The sequence below is a fragment of the Rhizobium sp. L1K21 genome (assembly GCF_024055895.1).
In the GTDB taxonomy this organism is placed as follows: Bacteria; Pseudomonadota; Alphaproteobacteria; order Rhizobiales; family Rhizobiaceae; genus Ensifer_A.
Window position 1 is genome coordinate 42,049 of sequence record NZ_JAMXLE010000003.1, and the last position, 15,784, is coordinate 57,832.

Below are 15,784 nucleotides of genomic sequence, written 5' to 3' on the forward strand. Positions count from 1 at the left end.
TGCTTTTTTTCATCTGCCCGTGGATTTCTCTGTCTGTTGCTATTTGGCAACAAATGATCATCAGCGGAGGACATGACAGGAGGTTCGACTTCCGTTAGGCTGGGCCTACTTTTCGACTTTTGAGGTTCGGCCTGTCGCAAATGGAAATACCGAAAGAAAAGAAGGCCCTCGGCAAAGACAGGCGCACCGGCACGATCCAGTCAGTCTCCATAGCCACGCGGTTTTTGAAGATCCTCGCCAACGCCGATGAACCCTTGCCGCTCGGCGCCTTGTCTCGCGAGGCTCAAACCGGAAATTCGTCAGCTCACCGCTATATGCAAAGCCTTGTCAAGGAAGGATTGGCGTCCCAGGATCCGGTAACCGGATTTTACGATCTGGGACCGACGGCCCTTGACCTCGGAATCGGCGCAATGCGCAGGATTGACCCTGTGGACGTCGCTTCACGGCACATGAAATTGCTGGCTCAATACCACCGAGCGAGCGGCGGGGTGGTGATGTGGACGGAAAGAGGGCCAACGCTGGTGCGCTGGTACAGGAGCGCGCATTTTTCCATAAGCTCACTGGCAATCGGCGATATATTGCCACTGGACAATACCGCGAGCGGTCTTGTTTTTCAGGCATTTCTCCCGCCAGATCGTATCCAGAAGGCCAGAGACTTACAGCCAAGACATTTCAGGGGTCAGCCCCCAGACGCGCAAACGCTGGAGCAGATTCGGCAGACCGGGTTCAGCGAACTCACCAGCCATCTTCTCCAGGAGGTTACCGGGCAGGCTGCCGCCGTTTTCGATGCGCAGCAGGAAATTGCCTGTGTCATGACCACGGTCAACGATATGCGGCAACCGGGCCGACAAGAAGACGGTGAAGCGCTCGCCAAAGCGGCGGCCGAAGCCAACCGAGAAACCGGGGGAACCTGGCGTCGCCGCTGATTGCAGATTTCCGTGTGCCAGGCGTAGCGCAATAAAACTTGATTTTTTTAGACTAGTTATATTGCGAGCCTTTTCGCGGGCTGTTATTCTGCACGCAAATTTGGGAGAATGGTCGAAATTGTCGCTATAATTTCAATGATTTGAAGCCATTCCGCGAAATGAAGCAGCTTTTTGAAGGATCTATCATGTCTGCTGAAGCAAAGCATTCAACACCTGTTATCGACCGCACCCCGCAACGGCATCGTTTTGACCTACGCCTGCGTCATCTGCACGTAAAACGCCTGGAAAAGGTCGGCGCTTCCATGATGCGCGTGACACTGTCGGGACCCGAACTGGAGGGCTTCAAGAGCCTCGGCTTCGATGATCATGTGAAAATGTTCTTTCCTGCCGAGGGGCGTTCCGAGCCCGTATTGCCGATTATTGGCCCCAATGGCGTGGAATTCCCCAAGGGTGAAGATAAGCCGATCGCCCGCGATTATACGCCCCGCCGCTATGACGCCGACAGCGGCGAGCTCGATATCGACTTTCTGCTTGGTCACGACGGGCCGGCGAGCCAGTGGGCAGCAAAGGTCAAACAGGGAGACAGCGCCTGGGTTGCCGGACCGCGCGGTTCCTTTGTCGTGCCTTTTGACTTTGACTGGCACTTGTTGATTGCCGATGAAACCGGCCTTCCCGCACTTGCACGCCGTCTTGAGGAATTGCCAGCCAGCGCTCGCGCCGTCGTCATCGTTGAGGTCGAGACCGTCGACGATCGTATTGATCTTCGCACCGAGGCAGACATTGTCGAGACCTGGGTGTGCAGAAGCCAGACCACAGGAGAAGCAGACCAGATTCTGCTGAATGCTTTGCGCGAACAAACGCTGCCCGCAGGCGACTTCCATAGCTGGATTGCCTGCGAATCTGCAGCCGCCAAAAATCTGCGCCATTATCTCGTGAACGACGTCGGGACCAATCCGAAATGGGTTCGCGCCTCCGGTTACTGGCGACGTGGTGCCACAGGTGTCCACGACCACTTTGAAGAATAACGCGGCATTCAAGATGGAAATCATCGAAGAAATTCGAGGCCATCTGGCAACGGTCCTTGATGACGTCATGTCCGAGCTCGACGCCGATCAGAACCTGATCGAGGTCGGCCTGCATTCATTGGCAATCATGCAATTGATAAAACCGCTCTCCGAGCTTGCTGGTCGGCGCATAGACTATGCGGATCTCGCGGCCCATCCCACGCTGCGATCGTGGGGAGCGCTCGTTTGTCGGCAGAAGGCCGCATCAAACGAGACGGCTTAATGCCGCAGAAGAGGAAATACAAAATGGCTCTGAACAGTAGCAACCTGCGCGTCAGCAACGAAGGCACTTACGACCGATTAGAGTCCAACAATGCGCCTGAGGCCCTTTGGGGCAATGGAGAGCCCAGCGAATACGAAGAGCGGATTTGGCTGACCCAACAACAGAATCCCGAAACACCATTTTGCTATGCGCTTGCCTATCAGTTGAGCGGTTCGATCGCTGTTTTCAGATTGGCCGATGCAATACGAAACCTGTTTCATGGTATGCCGGGGCTCGATGTCCGCTATCATTTTGACGAAGACACGTTGAGCAAGTCAAAACCGGAACAGCCTGGGGAGTATCTCGAAATTCTGCATGCCGATGCAGAGAGCCAGATTATCGAAGAACTGGTGTCATTGCAGGCCTTGCCGTGGGACCTTGAAACGCAGCCTCCTTTCAGAATCAGGCTTTTTGTTTCGAAAGACTCCGTCACACTCGGCATGGTCCTTCACCGCATTTTGGACGAAAGCTGGTCGGCAGAAGATTTGCTCAAGGGCATAAGCCGGGCTTTTGCCGGAAGTCCGGTCATGCTGCCGGAGAAGACAGGACGAATGGCCGCGAATGCCGGCCTGTCTGAAGCAACATCCCCCATCGAATGGGCGCAGCGCGCAGGAACGCTACTCGATATCGGCCTGAACGATGTGACCGAAAAATACGCAGCGACGCCATGGCCGCAGAGCGCGCGGGCATATGGTTGCCTCATCCCCGCTGACCGATTGAAGGATGTGGCAAAAGGCGGGTTGGAACCCGATCGCATTCTCGCCCCTATAGCGGCTCGTTTTGCCGCGTTTGTGTGTGAGTTCGGTGGACACGACGCTGTCAGTGTCTGGTTACCTTGCGATCCGGCCAGGAGCCTTGGAGACAACAACTGCACGATCGGTGCGCCGCAGATGCGCGAGGTCGTTGTGCATGGCAATGCGCCGTTGGAGACCAGCTTACAGCAGATCATGCAGAGCAATGATCAGGATGAAAGCCGAAACGAAGCGGCTTCCGGCAACATGCCGCGGCTGCTTGTGACCTGGCTTGGCGATCCTGCCGCGTTCATATCCTTTCAGGACATCACCGCCAGGCGTCTCACCGTTCCCGCTCTTGAGCGGCGGCCTGAACTGGCCCTGGCCGTGGGTCCTGCCACAGATGGCAATTTGCGCATTCAGCTCACAACCGGGCAGGCGATGTCTCCCAATATCGGTGCTTTTCTGCTGGAAAGCTTTATCCGTTTTATTACCGATACGCCGGCAGCACGACCGATGATGGCGGCAACCAAAAAGGTCGATCAGGACGTCACGGCTCTTCGGCCAGTCACAAGCCAACAGGTCGAGACAGACGAAATCGCGAAGACAATTCTTGCGGAATTCCGCGACGCGCTGGATATGCCGGGCATGAATGCGCAGGACGACTTCTTCGACTTCGGCGGGCATTCCCTCATCGCCACACGCATTATCGGCCGCCTCTTGAGCCAACATGGGATCGAAGTGCATTTCAACACGCTGTTCAGCTATCCCACCGCGGCTGAGCTTGCAAAGCATGCACGAATAGTCGAAGCGACACCCGGCACGCCCAGCACGGGACATCCGCTTCCAGCCAATGCAAAAACGCCGCTTTCTCTCGCCCAACAGTCATTGTGGAAAGCCTACGCGGCATTCGGCTTCGGCGAAATATTCAACATCCCCTTCGCGCTCCGTTTTCTCGATACGGTGGACGAACAGGCGTTTCAAAATGCCTTCATGGATATTCTGGAGCGTCATCCGGGATTGCGCACGCTCTTTGTTCGCGATGGTGACGCAGTCTACCAGCAGGTTGTGCCCATAGATGATGTTCCACGCTTCAAGTGGTTCTGGACAAGCGAAGAGAGCACCGACACTGACCGCCATGTGGAAGCGGGATACCATTTTGATCTTTCCAAGGAGCTTCCCTTGCGTCTTCGCTTCATGCGCGACGCACAAACGGGCGAGCAGTTGCTCTCTTTCCTCTTCCATCACATCGTTCTTGACGAGTGGTCGGTTAACTTGATGATGGACGAGCTTGCCGAGGCCTATCGCGCGCGCACGACCGGCAGTGTACCGCACTGGGATACAACACCGCTTGCATTTGAACACTTCGCAGCCAAACAGAGTGCCGAGGGCGTCGACCAGGCACATCTGGATTATTGGGTGAACATGTTGCGTGGCGCGCCGCCTCCGCTGCCGCTTTTCAAGAATGATCCTCATCTGGAAGACGCTCAAGCTGAGGAGACGAGCCCGGCTGGTGGCTGGGTGGAAATGCAATTGGATCAATCGGTGTGCGATGGTCTTTATTCGCTCGCGCGCGAAAATAACGCCTCGCTTTTCAATATCGCCTATGCCGCCATCGCATCCACGCTTTATCGTCTCGGCGCATCGAATGATCTGGTGATCGGCACATCGGCATCAGGGCGCACCGATCCGGAATTTTTCGACACAATCGGATATTTCACCACGCTTGCCGCCCACCGGGTGCAAATGAGCCCCAAGACCAAAGTTGGCTCACTGATCGCGCAGGTCAAAACCACAATCAATGATTCGCTCCCGCATTCACAAATCCCGCTGGATCTCGTGGAAGAAGCGCTCGGCATGCAACCCGGCAGGGATCATTTGTTTGAAGTGTTCATCCAGATACACGCCAAGAACAAGCTGAATGGCACCCTGCCCTCAGGCAATGACGGCAGGATTGAATTCAGGCAAGTTGATCCCGACAAGCATGAATCGCTTCTAGGCCTGCAATTCGAGGTGATGGAAGAGATGATCGGCCGAGAACGATCGATCCGTATCCTCATGAGTTACAGGGCAGACCGCTATGGCCCTGACCGGGTGGAGAGCCTGCGCAAGGCAACCGTGGACATGTTTGCTCAGTTTGCACGCCCCAACGCCTCGGCACGTCAGCTTGAAGAGCTGGATTTGACCACCGTCGGCTGACCCGACACCGTGAACAAAACAAACCCGGCTTGGGTCACGCAAGCCGGGTTTGCCGTTCGTCACCCCCGATAAAATCAGGCGGCAGCGAATTGTTGGCTCAACACATGTAAGGGTCTTTCCAAAGCGTCTGCCGACAAAGCGTTTTTGAGGAAGACCGGAAAATCACGGCCGTGCCTTTCGAATTGCTCTTTGCTGGTCAGGGCGGGATCTGCATCGATCTCCAAGGTCAAGTGCGAAGCATCCTCATTTGCACGAAAGGTCAGGTTGAACCCGTCTGCAGGCCCGCTGGCCAGAACATGACGCTCGGTCTGGCAGCCTGGAAACGTCGGAGCCGTGAAGGGAAGTACATTGATGAGCGGCGAGAAAAAGAACCGGCTGCCGTCTTCAAGGTGTTGATCCATGGCGATCTGTTCGATTCGGTAGCGGCCGTGACGCCTTTGTTTGCGCAAGGCTGCAGCGCCGACCTGCAGAAACTCCATCAGTGTCTGACCCGTTTGCACCGGCACCCGGAAAGGCAGAATATTCACGAGCATGGCCGGCACATGCGCACCTATGCTGCCCCAGCGGCTCATGAAGGGTAGCCAGACGATAAGTTCGCGCTGATCTTCATGTGTCTCACGCCCTATCTCCTGGTGCAAATAAAGGCTCGTCAGGAGAACCAGCAAGTCGGGCCAGCCGATGCCGATCACGTCAGCCCGTGCTTTGAGCGCCGTGCCGATCGTATCATCCAACGCCTTGCGGGCATAAAGGCCCGCTGCGCCATAGTCTTCCACATCTCTTTTCAAAACCGGGAGATTGTCGGCATCCCCCAGATAGTCGCGCCAGAATACACTGTCCTTCTCGTGACGGCTGCCGGCACGATAAGCCTCTTCCTCTTCGATGAAATGTGCAAATGCGTGAAAGGGTGGCCCGGCTTGTGCTCCATTGGAAAACTGGTCGTAAAGCTCACTACACCGCCGCTCAATCAGTGCAAATCCATACCCGTCGAGAATGATGTGATGGGCGCGCAGATACCAAAGGTAACGGTCTTGCGCGACCCGATAGACGCGCTGGCAGGAAAGTCTGTCTGTTCGCAGATCAAGCCTGGCTTCCATATCGGCGCGCATCCGCTTCAGCGCTTCCTCGAAGGCGTCGGTTACGGTCCGCAAATCAACAAACTCAACCTCCGGAACGTTCATAGGATCGCAAATCTGGCGGGGTTCGTTTTCTGTGGGGTCCACCTGAATGCGAATCGACAGGACTTCAGCTTCATGGACCGTTTGGGAAATAGCCTTCAGCAAAGCCGCCTCGTCCACGTCGCCGGTAATATCGAGATAATGCGCGATTGTCGAAACCGGGTCGTGCGGGTGGTGGCAAAACTCCTCCCAGAAATCAAGCTGGGGAAGCGTCAGAGGCATCCACCCTTTATCTGAAGCCGCATAGGCCATGAAATCCTCCTTTGGGGCCGGCGGAAATCGGGTCTCCGCCTTTCTTATTTATGGCAGGAGCCGCGCAACTTGATCGGCATTGCGGCAATTGAGCAAATGGCGCGGCGGCAAATCCACGCCGAATTCCTCACCAATGTTCCGGGAAATTGTTTTCAGGTGCGAGGGCAGAAGCCCGATTGTGACAAAATCGGTTGCCGCATTGGCATCAGCCAAATCCTGCCTGCCCAAAGCAGCCAGATAGATATCGAGAACACGCCGGCTCGTTGTCGCGTCCGCGTTCTCGGGCTTGGTCGGGGTGGGTTCGTGCGCCGCCGCAGATGCCGTCAGAAGCGCCCGTGCCTGTCGCCGGTCCGGCTTGCCGTTTGCCGATAGAGGCATCGTATCAACCTCAGAAAAGCGCGTCGGCACATGCGAGTTCGGCAGCTGCTGCCGCGCAAAATTGCGGATAGCCTGCGCGTCTAGACGCGCACCTTCCCTGGCAACATAGAGAATACCAATGGCGGCTTCGCCCTGTTTCTCCTCGCCGTAATCCACGGCGAGCGCCTGATGAATTCCAGGGTGTTTTGCGATTTCAGCCTCGATGTCGGGCAATGAAACGCGAACACCCCTGACCTTCACATAGCCATTCACGCGACCCGCAAATATAATTGTTCCGTCTGGTCTGTAGCGCGCCCTGTCGCCGGTTCTAAAGGCGCGCACGGGCTTGCCGTCTTCGTCTTCGACGGTCACAAAGTCTTTCTGATTGAGAATTCCATCCTCCAGATACCCCAGAGCAACGTTCACGCCTGCGGTGTGAATCCGTCCTTCGACATGGGCAGGGCAATGTTCGCCGCGCGCATTCAAAATGAAGTAGCTGTTGCCTGCAAGCGGACGGCCATAAGGAATGGTTTCGATGTCCAGCGCGCCGATTTCGTGCCAGATGCTCCAGATTGTCGTTTCGGTCGGGCCGCCGAGAGAGACCAGGCGCATGTCCTGATTCAAATTCCGCAACGTTTCTATGACGGAGGGTTTGATATAATCACCGCCTTGCGCAACCAGACGAAGGCTCTTCAGGTCGCCGGTTTGCCGGCAGGAGAGCAGCATTTCCAGTATCGCGGGAACGGAGCACCATATGGTCACGCCATGTTCACGAACCAGCGCGTTCCAGCGGATGGCATCTTTTTCCTCTTCCGGCTGCGGCAGAACAAGGGTTGCACCGGCTGTAAGGCTGCCAAAAATATCGAAGACCGACATATCGTGATGAAACGGTGTCACGGAGAGAAAGACATCGCGCTCACTCACCCGCCAATTGCCGATCGTCTGGCCGATGACATTGGCGGTTGCCCGGTTTGACAGCACAACGCATTTCGGCTTGCCGGTCGTCCCGGATGTATAAAGATAATACCCAACCTCGCCGCTGGTCGACAGAGCCTCAAGCCCCTGCAGTTGCGGCGCTGGTCCGGTTTTCCTTTCAACATTCAACAGCTCTGCGGGAGTGATCGATTGAAATCCGGCAATCTGTTGATGCGACACCACAAGAGCAGGCTTGCAGTTTTCCAGGAGGTATTGCAGCCGGTCTGCCGGAGAGGAAGCGTCGATCGGAACCCAAACCACGCCCATCAAAGCACAGGCAACAGACACCATTACATGCTCAGGACTGCGTCTCAGGCAGATGGCAACGACACTGCCTTTGCCGATACCATGGTCTTCCAGCGCAGCAACAATCCGGCCCACATTCTCGCCCAGTGCCTGATACGAAATGTGCTGCGGCCCGCAAATCAGCGCCGTCTTTTCAGTGCTCTTTTCAAAAAGATTCTCGCTGATCCGCTGGAGAAAATTGCAATAGACCGGCTTGTTTCTCGCCGCATTGAAAAGCTCTGGCTTTCGTTCCACGACAACAGAAGGTCTGACCTCAAACGCGCCTGACGCTGCAGTTGCCTCAACAGCGCGACCGATCGCAGCGAGAATATCATTCACAACATATTCTTCCACCGCCTCGCGCGCGAAATCGATATCGAAAACAAGATCGCCGGTGCTGGACAACGAAAAGCGGAAATCCATTGCGATCTGCGGTGTCTGCGTGAGACCATCGGTGTAGCGCATGCCGGTCGCCTGTTCATCGCCGTTCGGCCACGAAAGGCCATTGGTTATGACAACCGGCAAGGATGGGCTGCTGACGCCGTTGTTCATCAACAGCCTGTTGATGTCGATGCCGGAAAAGGAGAGATGGTTCAAACCTTCGAGAATATCAGCTTGCAGGCCCTTTGCCCGCTCTTCGAAAGTCCATTTTTCCGGTTGCCAGTTGACCGCCAGAAAGCTTGATCTGTTTGCAACAGAGGCCGCCCCCAGGGGCGCGACCGGCACGCCCACGCAAAGGTCTCCATCACTCAGCCAGCGCGAGAGCACTTCCAAAATAATTGCGGTGATGCAGGTGTTTTTAAACAGCCCCTGTCTGGCGCCTGCGCGGCTGAATGCCTTAAAGACATTCTTGTCGATCCGAAGACTGGATCTCTGGTAGCGCGACGTTGCAATCGCTGTCAGTGGGCGCTTCCATGGCAAGCGCGGTGGCTCTTCGACCATACCGAGTTTTTCCGCCCAGTAGGCGCCATCCGCCAGGCGCGCGTCCGGCGAGACCGCCGGCTCTTCGTCTTTTTCCGCCCCCGCCTCATGCGCTGTCAATTCGTCTTGACCAAAAAGTTCTGACACAAGCAGCGAGATCGAACGGCCATCAAGGATGAGGGCATCGAATCGCAGGAACACGATGACGGTATCATCATCACGATTGTCTGGCGGCGGAAGCCTGAAGGCCGTGACCTGCCATGGAGATTTCTGAAGATCGAACAGGCAATGCGCGTAGTCGTCCCGCATAGCGTCTACCCGCTGCAAAGCCTCTTCGTAGGATAAGTTCTGAAGACTGACCTCTTCAAAATTCACACGGCCTTCTTCATCCAGACGTTCCACGAGCCTGTCTGCATCAATGATCTTTCGAAGGCTCTCGTAACGAGCGACGAGATTTTCAAGGCGCGTGTGCAACAGCTCGATATCGATGCGACCGCGGTATTCGCGAAAATCCTGCATGGCAACGCCGCCAAGCGGCAGATGCTCGCTGCGGCCCATCAGGTAAGCTTTCTGCAAGGCCGATAGAGGTCTCGTCATCTGTATCTCGCAATTCGTCGTCGGCGCATCGCCATCCCGTTGCATGTCTGCACATTGAACGGCGGGTATTTCGAAGATGTCAGGCTGTCTCGCGACCCTCTGCACAAGGTCGATATAGGTGTCGAAAACAGAGCTTATCCATGCTTGCGGCAACTGGTCGAATCGAATGTCCCAGTTCACCAGAATACCGCCATCAAGCGCTGCAACCTGTGCATCGAGCACGACATACGGCCCTTGGGAGACTGCCCATTCCATCGACCCGAACGCCTCGCGAACTTGCGGCGAAAAGAGCTCTCCGGATGGCAGATCAAGGCCGGCCGTAAAGACCACCGGCGCAGTCTGCATAGTGCCTGTGTGGCGCGAAAGATCCCGCATGACACTGACGCCCGGATAGGCTGAATGGCTCAACAGTTGCGCCAATTCTTGCGCGGTTTTACGGCAGAACGCGGCGAGCGTTTCATGGTCTTCGATTGCGGCATTCAAAATCAACGTGTTTGAAAATTCGCCAACGATATGCTGGACATTTTCAACCACAGGCTCACGCCAGAACATCGGTACATTCAGGCGAAATCGCCGGTCACCGGTTGCCCCGCCAAGGGCGAGCGAAAAAAGGCTCAGCATGAGCGTGGAAAGGGTTATGCCATGGCGACCTGAAACCTGCGCAAGTTCGTTGCGTATCTCGGGTGGCAACCATCTCGAGAGGCGACCGCTGTTAACTTCGAAATCGGAGGATTTCAGAGCTTGCGGCAGACTTGGCGCCGGCGCGATCTCACCGAGACGCACTTTCCACCATTGCCGGTCCTGGTCCAGGCGCGCAGCGATGTCCTGATCGGCCTTCAGGGAATCCAGCCAGTCAAAGAATCCGGTTCCCGGCTGGGCCTCGTGATCAGCATCCGGCTCTGTATAGAACCGCGCCAGATCCTCCATCAGGGTGGTAAAGCTGACCGGGTCAATGGCGATCATGTCCGTATCGACATGCAATCGACTGGTGCCGTTAGGCAAGAGACTTAGGCCCACCGCGAGGCTTTCGCCATGCGCAATATCCAGTTTCTGATTCGTCCAGTCTTTTCGCTTCCGCAAAAGATAATCATCGAGCTTTTTGCTATCAAAGCCCCGGAAATCCTCCACTTTCAGCGAAGGCGAAGCGTCCGGCGACAGCGCTTCCTGCTCACCCTCGGGGGTGATTCGCAGCCGTGTCATTGCATGCTTCCGGCAGAGCTTCGCAAGCGCTCCGGACAGCCTTTCGGGGTCGATTTCGGCCCCGTCGAACTCGGCATAAAGGTGCGCGGAAACACCGCCAAGCGGGGCCTCGGCGTTGCGTCCGACCCAATAGGCCGCCTGCATCTGTGTCAGATCTCTCATCGCAATTCTGGGCAGTTGACAAAACATGATTAAAATACTCAGGTATAGCAAATCGTCAACCACCCGCACAGGAGAAACCCATGAGATCGGGCGCTCTAAAGACGAATCAGATTGCAGAAGATTCACAAGTCGAAGAGGCAACAAAGTTCCTTTTCACCTCAGGCTCGCGTGCCTTGCATGCCCGCGGAATACAGCGCCACATCGCGGCTCCGGCTCGCGGCAGCGAACATCCCGAAAGCATGCTGCAAATTTCGCTGAAAGCCGCTTTCGCGGAGGCGCAAAGAGCCGGTCAGGCAAACCCCATCGCCATCGGCGCGATCCCCTTCGACATGCGTGAGCCTTCCTGCCTTTACGTGCCCGAAACATATGAATGGCGGGACCTAGGATCAGATGAAAGCGCATCTGCTGATTTGCAGCCCACCCGGCTGGTGGAGCAGCGCAGCATTCCCGATGAGGCCGGTTTCAAACGTTCCGTTGAACACGCCATCCTCAACTTCAATCACAGCGACGTTCGCAAGGCCGTCCTGTCGGTAACGCGCGAATTGCAATTCGATGCGCCGCTGAATGTCGAGCAGCTTCTCGCGAACCTCAGAGCACAAAACAAGCAGGGCTATCAATTTCGTATTCCGCTCGACGATGGAAGCACGTTGATCGGCGTCAGTCCCGAGCTGCTGTTGCGGAAGGAAGGAAATCACATCATTTCCAACCCGCTGGCCGGTTCAGCCAGACGCGATAAGGATCCGGCGCTCGACAGACAGGCAGCCGCAGCACTGGAAGCATCCGAAAAAGATCAGTATGAGCATAGCCTTGTGATCGAGGACATCCGGCGCGTCTTGACGCCGCATTGCTCGCAGATCAACATTCCCGATGCCCCCTCGCTCATCAACACGGCCACGCTTTGGCACCTTTCTACCCGCATTGAAGGTCAGGTTGCCGATCCGAACGTAAACGCCATCCAGCTTGCCAGCCTCTTGCATCCGACACCAGCCGTGTGCGGTTACCCGACAGAACAGGCGCACCGGCTCATTCGGTTTGTCGAGCCGTTCGAGCGCGGCTATTTTGCTGGCATTGTCGGCTGGTGCGATGCTCAGGGCAACGGCGAATGGGTGATTACCATCCGCTGCGGCATGGTGCGCGAGGATACCATTCGCCTGTTTGCAGGCGCGGGCATTGTCGATGCCTCCATACCCCAGTCTGAATGGGCAGAGGTGCAGACCAAGCTGCGCACCATGCTGAATGCATGCGGCATCGCCGCCTGAGCAAAATCGTAAATACCAATTCGGATCATTGAGATGACCATCGAATATTCCCGTTGGCCGGAGCCATTCGCCGCACGCTATCGCCAAAAAGGCTATTGGATCGACGAACCGCTTTCACGCTTGATCGAAAAACCTGCCGCCGAAACACCGGATGCAACGGCAATCATTTGCGGCGAACGGCATTTCACCTACGCGCAAGTGAACGAGAAGGCGGATAACTTGGCATTCCGCCTCGCTGCTTCCGGGCTTAGCCACGGCGATACGGCCTTGGTTCAATTGCCCAACGTGGCGGAGTTTTACATCGTCTTCTTCGCACTTTTGAAGATCGGTGTTGCCCCGCTCAATGCGCTCTTCAGTCACCGCAAGCTCGAGCTCAACGCCTATGCCGGGCAGATCAAGCCCAAGCTGCTGATTGCATCACGTGAGCATGCCTTGTTTGCCGATGACAGTTTTGTCGAGGCGTTGCGCGAACAGGCACCTGATCTGGCCACGATCATTTTTCATGGCGAAAAGAACCGCCAAACCAGCCTGGAGCACTGGCTTGAGCCTTCGCAGCGGCAGGAGACGGGCTCCGTTTCGCCAACAGCAGCTGACGAGGTCGCGTTCTTTCAGCTTTCCGGCGGCAGTACCGGCACACCCAAGCTCATTCCGCGAACGCATAATGATTACGACTACAGCGTGCGGGCCAGTGCTGAAATCTGTGCGCTGACCCGTGAGAGCCGTTTCCTTTGCTGCCTTCCGGCCGGGCACAATTATCCGCTGAGTTCGCCAGGCGCATTTGGCATCTTTCACGCGGGCGGCTGCGTCGTGCTGGCAGCAAACCCTGAACCGCTGAATTGCTTCGAGATCATTAAACGCCATCAGGTGAGCATAGCTGCGCTCGTCCCCTCCGCAGTCATTTTGTGGCTGCAGGCGGCTACCGAGCACCGCGCTTCGCTGGGTTCGCTAAAGCTGTTGCAGGTTGGCGGCGCGAGTTTTGCAGACTCGTTGGCCCGTCAGGTGCCGGAGGTTCTCGGCTGCAAGCTGCAGCAGGTTTTTGGCATGGCGGAGGGACTGGTCAATTATACCCGGCTGGATGATCCCGATCATCTCGTTTTTCAAACGCAGGGCCGCCCCATCAGCCCCGATGACGAAATCAAGATCCTGAGTGAAGACGGCACGCCGGTGGAGGCTGGACAACCCGGCATGCTGGCAACGCGGGGCCCCTATACATTCCGCGGATACTACCAGAGCCCTGAACACAACAAGGAGGTTTTCGACGCTGACGGCTTTTATTATTCGGGCGACGTGGTTCAGCAGACCGAAGAGGGCTATCTGCGGGTCGTGGGTCGCGTGAAAGATCAGATCAACCGCGGCGGCGAAAAGGTTGCGGCGGAAGAAATCGAGCATCTTCTGCTGCTGCATCCCGATGTTGAAAGCGCTGCCCTGGTTGCAATGCAGGACACGCTTCTTGGCGAAAAGAGCTGCGCCTTTGTTGTCAGCAGCAACGCAAATCCGAAAGCGCTTCTGCTGAAGCGCCACCTGCTCAACCTCGGCATTGCCGAATACAAGCTGCCAGACCGCATACGATTCATTGATGCATTGCCGCTGACACCTGTCGGGAAGACCGACAAAAAGAAGCTGCGCATGCTGCTTTCTCAACAGAACGAACACATAAAAACTATCTGAGGTACACCCCATGGCTATTCCCAAAATCGCCGATTATTCCATGCCGCAGCCAGAGACCTTTCCGGCCAACAAAACCTCTTGGCAGCCGGATGCAAAGCGCTCTGTGCTGCTGATCCACGACATGCAGCGCTATTTCCTGCGCTTCTACGGTGAAGACAGCGCCCTGATGAAGACGCTTGTCGATAATTTGGTGCGCTTGCGCAAATGGGCGAATGAAAATGACGTGCCAGTGGTCTATACCGCCCAGCCGCATGATCAGCCGGCTGGCGACCGTGCGCTCCTGAACGATATGTGGGGTCCAGGGCTGACCCAGGCCGACCCCGCGCTCCAAGGCATTGTGGATGAACTTCTTCCTTCAGAGGCGGACATTGTCCTGACGAAGTGGCGCTATAGCGCTTTCAAACGCTCCGATCTCCTCGAGCGCATGCAGAAATGGGGCCGGGATCAGATTATCATTGGCGGCGTTTACGCCCATATCGGCTGCATGGTCACGGCCGTGGAAGCGTTCATGAGCGACATCCAGCCTTTCGTCGTTGGCGATGCTCTGGCGGACTTCTCCCAAGGGGAGCATGAAATGGCTCTCAAATATGTGGCAACACGATGCGGCTCCGTTGTTTCAGCGGCCAGCCTGACGGGAAATGAAAGTGCAAATGCCGAGACAAGCCGCACCTGGCTTGAGGCGCGTGTTCTAAAGCTTGTCGAAGACGAGCCCGAACTCGATCCTGATGAGAACCTCATTCTCTATGGACTCGATTCACTGCAGGTGATGGTCCTGGCATCGGAATTGAAGGAACGGGGAATCACAGTCAGCTTCGAAGAGCTGGCGAAAACACCGACGCTGAATGGCTGGTGGTCGCTCATCGAATCCAAGCGCATGGCAGCCTGAGCCATGACGCAGCGGAGATTTGAAAACAAGCGGGTACTGGTCACCGGTGCAGCGGCCGGTATAGGCCGGCGCATAGCCGAACAGTTTCATGCCGAAGGCGCGGACGTTACCGGGTTGGATAGCAACATTGATGTCCCCGCCCCGCAGTACCGTCTGCTGAAGGCAGATGTGTCCAGTCCGGACAGTATCTCAGCCGTCACCGCGCAGTTGAAAGGCGAAGCGGTCCAGCTTGATGTCTTAGTAAACGCGGCAGGCGTCCTCCGGCTTGGATCTGCCGAGGAACTGAGCGTGGACGATTGGAAAGCCTGCATGGATGTGAACGCATTCGGGACGTTCAATGTATTGCGGCACTGGATACCCACCTTCAAGGCCCAGCGTCACGGCGCCATCGTCAACATCGCCTCCAACGCGGCACACGTGCCGCGCACCGGCATGACCGCCTATTGCGCCTCGAAGGCGGCGGTGGCAAGCCTCAGCCATTGCGTGGGCCTGGAGCTTGCTCCCTTCGGCGTTCGCTGCAACGTGGTTTCGCCCGGCTCGACGGATACCCCCATGCTGGCTGGAATGCTTGAGGATGAGAAAGCACGCCAACGGCTGATTTCCGGTCTCCCGGAACAATTCAAGCTCGGCATTCCGCTGGGGAAGATCGCAACACCTGAGGAGATCGCCAACACGGTCCTGTTTCTCGCTTGCGACCAGGCAAGCCATATCACCCTGCAGGACATTGTCGTCGATGGCGGGGCAACACTGGCCGCCTGATGAAGGGTGCTTGCGCATTATCGACGTGGCCTTGCCGGACCACCCCGTTTCATGGCTTGAAATGCAAACAGCATGACGGCCTCGTTGAACTTGTTGGTATTGCTGA

Annotated in this window: 10 protein-coding genes; 8 read left to right on the plus strand and 2 right to left on the minus strand. The window is 56.5% G+C overall.

Annotated features, from left to right (window positions below):
- Nucleotides 1-140 precede the first annotated feature (140 nt).
- The 4 genes from NHF56_RS15190 (at nt 141) to NHF56_RS15205 (ending at nt 5,182) form a co-directional block, all read left to right on the plus strand.
- Nucleotides 141-926: an IclR family transcriptional regulator gene (locus NHF56_RS15190; protein ID WP_252806050.1), complete on the plus strand. Its 786-nt coding sequence runs from the start codon at nt 141-143 to the stop codon at nt 924-926.
- A 185-nt stretch (nt 927-1,111) separates the two neighbouring features.
- Nucleotides 1,112-1,951 carry a siderophore-interacting protein gene (locus NHF56_RS15195; protein WP_252806052.1) on the plus strand — a complete coding sequence of 280 codons (840 nt, stop codon included), beginning with the start codon at nt 1,112-1,114 and terminating at the stop codon, nt 1,949-1,951.
- A 13-nt stretch (nt 1,952-1,964) separates the two neighbouring features.
- Nucleotides 1,965-2,213: a phosphopantetheine-binding protein gene (locus tag NHF56_RS15200; RefSeq protein ID WP_252806054.1), complete on the plus strand. Its 249-nt coding sequence runs from the start codon at nt 1,965-1,967 to the stop codon at nt 2,211-2,213.
- 23 nt (nt 2,214-2,236) lie between these two features.
- Nucleotides 2,237-5,182: a condensation domain-containing protein gene (locus tag NHF56_RS15205; RefSeq protein WP_252806056.1), complete on the plus strand. Its 2,946-nt coding sequence runs from the start codon at nt 2,237-2,239 to the stop codon at nt 5,180-5,182.
- A gap of 74 nt (nt 5,183-5,256) precedes the next feature.
- Here NHF56_RS15205 and NHF56_RS15210 read toward each other — a convergent pair whose 3' ends face one another.
- Both NHF56_RS15210 and NHF56_RS15215 read right to left on the minus strand, forming a co-directional pair.
- A complete protein-coding gene (locus tag NHF56_RS15210; RefSeq protein ID WP_252806058.1) occupies nt 5,257-6,609 on the minus strand; it encodes a condensation domain-containing protein in 1,353 nt (450 codons plus the stop codon).
- A gap of 48 nt (nt 6,610-6,657) precedes the next feature.
- Nucleotides 6,658-11,106, minus strand: a complete 4,449-nt coding sequence (locus NHF56_RS15215; protein ID WP_252806060.1) for an amino acid adenylation domain-containing protein — start codon at nt 11,104-11,106, stop codon at nt 6,658-6,660.
- 80 nt (nt 11,107-11,186) lie between these two features.
- Here NHF56_RS15215 and NHF56_RS15220 point away from each other — a divergent pair, with 80 nt between their 5' ends.
- Genes NHF56_RS15220 through dhbA form a run of 4 tightly spaced genes read left to right on the plus strand, consistent with a single transcriptional unit; the run spans nt 11,187 to nt 15,678 of the window.
- A complete protein-coding gene (locus tag NHF56_RS15220; RefSeq protein WP_252806063.1) occupies nt 11,187-12,365 on the plus strand; it encodes an isochorismate synthase MenF in 1,179 nt (392 codons plus the stop codon).
- Nucleotides 12,366-12,398: 33 nt separating this feature from the next.
- On the plus strand, nt 12,399-14,033 hold the full coding sequence (locus NHF56_RS15225) for a (2,3-dihydroxybenzoyl)adenylate synthase (RefSeq protein ID WP_252806064.1): 1,635 nt from the start codon (nt 12,399-12,401) through the stop codon (nt 14,031-14,033).
- Nucleotides 14,034-14,043: 10 nt separating this feature from the next.
- Nucleotides 14,044-14,919 (plus strand): isochorismatase, encoded by an 876-nt coding sequence (locus NHF56_RS15230; RefSeq protein WP_252806066.1) that lies wholly within the window; start codon nt 14,044-14,046, stop codon nt 14,917-14,919.
- A 3-nt stretch (nt 14,920-14,922) separates the two neighbouring features.
- Nucleotides 14,923-15,678, plus strand: a complete 756-nt coding sequence (gene dhbA / locus NHF56_RS15235) for a 2,3-dihydro-2,3-dihydroxybenzoate dehydrogenase (protein WP_252806068.1) — start codon at nt 14,923-14,925, stop codon at nt 15,676-15,678.
- Nucleotides 15,679-15,784: the final 106 nt, after the last annotated feature.

Coding starts and splice junctions, on each gene's coding strand:
- NHF56_RS15225 (WP_252806064.1), top strand. CDS start 12,399: ATGACCATCGAATATTCCCGTTGGCCGGAGCCATTCGCCGCACGCTAT.
- NHF56_RS15230 (WP_252806066.1), top strand. CDS start 14,044: ATGGCTATTCCCAAAATCGCCGATTATTCCATGCCGCAGCCAGAGACC.
- dhbA (WP_252806068.1), top strand. CDS start 14,923: ATGACGCAGCGGAGATTTGAAAACAAGCGGGTACTGGTCACCGGTGCA.
- NHF56_RS15195 (WP_252806052.1), top strand. CDS start 1,112: ATGTCTGCTGAAGCAAAGCATTCAACACCTGTTATCGACCGCACCCCG.
- NHF56_RS15210 (WP_252806058.1), bottom strand. CDS start 6,609: ATGGCCTATGCGGCTTCAGATAAAGGGTGGATGCCTCTGACGCTTCCC.
- NHF56_RS15215 (WP_252806060.1), bottom strand. CDS start 11,106: ATGAGAGATCTGACACAGATGCAGGCGGCCTATTGGGTCGGACGCAAC.
- NHF56_RS15190 (WP_252806050.1), top strand. CDS start 141: ATGGAAATACCGAAAGAAAAGAAGGCCCTCGGCAAAGACAGGCGCACC.
- NHF56_RS15200 (WP_252806054.1), top strand. CDS start 1,965: ATGGAAATCATCGAAGAAATTCGAGGCCATCTGGCAACGGTCCTTGAT.
- NHF56_RS15205 (WP_252806056.1), top strand. CDS start 2,237: ATGGCTCTGAACAGTAGCAACCTGCGCGTCAGCAACGAAGGCACTTAC.
- NHF56_RS15220 (WP_252806063.1), top strand. CDS start 11,187: ATGAGATCGGGCGCTCTAAAGACGAATCAGATTGCAGAAGATTCACAA.